The sequence below is a fragment of the Spiroplasma sp. ChiS genome (assembly GCF_002968355.1).
In the GTDB taxonomy this organism is placed as follows: Bacteria; Bacillota_I; Bacilli_A; order Mycoplasmatales; family Mycoplasmataceae; genus Spiroplasma; species Spiroplasma citri.
In genome coordinates this window covers 1-1,590 of record NZ_PUUH01000096.1, presented here as the reverse complement: position 1 = coordinate 1,590, position 1,590 = coordinate 1, and the positions used below count along the sequence as shown (strand labels likewise).

The following is a 1,590-nucleotide window of genomic DNA, read 5'->3' as shown; positions in this document are numbered from 1 at the left end:
TACCACATAATTAATTAAAACAAAAAAAACAAAAAAAACAAGGTGGGAATATAAATTTATAAATAAATTTATTTTTTGTTGTGAAAATATGTAATAGTTGACATATTTATTTTTTTATGTAAAATTAAATTAGAATATTATTTATAACATTTAGTTATATTTAAGTATTCAAACCAAAATAAAGGTTTTCTGGCCGGAAACTTTAAATATAAGTAAATGTTTTTATTTTGCATTTATATTTACATTCATTTTTTAAAAGATTATTTTTTTTTAATAAATTTAATTATTGTTAATTTATTTTTAGCATTTATGATTATTTAAAGTTTTAAACTATATGAAACCTTTATTTACTTAATTAAGTGAAGAAAGGAGTACTTTATATGTATAAAGTATTATTAGCTCAAATTGATTTTAACCATCAAATGGATAGTAAAGAAAAAGATGGTGAAAAAATGATAATAAAGGTTTATTTTTTGATATCTTTACCTTTATGCAACTTGATGAAGATGATATCAATGCCAGACGAATATATAATTTCGTGGGTTTGAAAAGAAAGTAAATTGGCTAATGAATTACCAGAAATGAAAAAAGGTAATTATTATTTAATTGATATTAAATTTCCGGTTGTCACTGATAGAAAAACGGGAAGAAAATATAACAAAGTTAGCGTTGTTAAAGTTGTTCCATACAATAAACAACAAGATTTTATTAATAAATATTCTAATAATTCAACAATATCAGAAAGCAATAGTTAATATGCAACAACAGTTATGTATCGTTTGTATTAATGATATTGTTTGAGAAAATGGGTCTCGTTATTGTTGCAATTGTGTTAATGAAAATGTTGTTTTAATTAATCAATATTATTCTAGGTTAGATAATGACTAAAAAAAAATAGATTGTTATTTATGTAATAGACAAGATATTATTTGTCCTAAACATAAAAAAAATTGTTAAGGTTAAATAATGACAAAGAATAAAGATAAATTGATTGTTAAATTAGAGGAATTAATGTTAAGGTTATATTTGGTTTCAACAGATGAAATTACTAACGAGCGATGAGAAGTAGTAAAGGAAAAATGGAATGAAAATTAAAGTATTAAATTTTTTAAAAAATAATTGATGAAAAATTTTAATTCATATTTTATGAATTATTTTTGGGGCATTATTAATACCTGCTTGTGTTGATGTTAAAGAATTAGAATTATTTTTAAAAAAATTCGGTTTAATAGCAATTTTAATGGATGTTGGATATTTAATGTTTTGAACATTAATAGATTCTTATATTGTTCAATTAATTTTATGAATTAAAAATAAAGTTAATAATAGAAAAAATGAAAGGAGGCTGATTAATTTGGAATATGTATCAGCAGGTATTTTAATATTTTTTATGGTGCCGATTTGTGCTTATTTTATTGCTGGAATTATAAAAATTATTAAAGAAAAAGAAACATCAATAATTTTAAGACAAAGTAAAAAAATTCGAAAATTAAAAGTAATTTTAAGACAAAGTAAAAAAATTCGAAAATTAAAAGTTGAATTGGAAAAAAGAAAACAAAAGGAGGTTAAATAATATGATTACATTTTTAT

At 20.6% G+C, this 1,590-nt stretch carries 4 protein-coding genes; all 4 read left to right on the top strand.

Annotated elements, in window-relative coordinates; translation table 4 throughout:
• The first annotated feature begins 380 nt into the window (after nt 1-380).
• The 4 genes from C6B38_RS03555 (at nt 381) to C6B38_RS03550 (ending at nt 1,573) form a co-directional block, all read left to right on the top strand.
• The gene (locus C6B38_RS03555; RefSeq protein ID WP_105298687.1) at nt 381-755 is read left to right on the top strand and encodes a hypothetical protein; all 375 of its coding nucleotides are present in this window, start codon (nt 381-383) and stop codon (nt 753-755) included.
• Nucleotide 756: 1 nt separating this feature from the next.
• Nucleotides 757-888, top strand: a complete 132-nt coding sequence (locus C6B38_RS11870) for a hypothetical protein (protein ID WP_255401063.1) — start codon at nt 757-759, stop codon at nt 886-888.
• A 78-nt stretch (nt 889-966) separates the two neighbouring features.
• On the top strand, nt 967-1,095 hold the full coding sequence (locus C6B38_RS11865; protein WP_255401062.1) for a hypothetical protein: 129 nt from the start codon (nt 967-969) through the stop codon (nt 1,093-1,095).
• Nucleotides 1,085-1,573, top strand: coding sequence for a hypothetical protein (locus C6B38_RS03550; RefSeq protein ID WP_105298686.1), 489 nt, complete (start codon nt 1,085-1,087; stop codon nt 1,571-1,573). Before C6B38_RS11865 ends, C6B38_RS03550 begins: the two co-directional genes overlap by 11 nt.
• Nucleotides 1,574-1,590 lie beyond the last annotated feature (17 nt).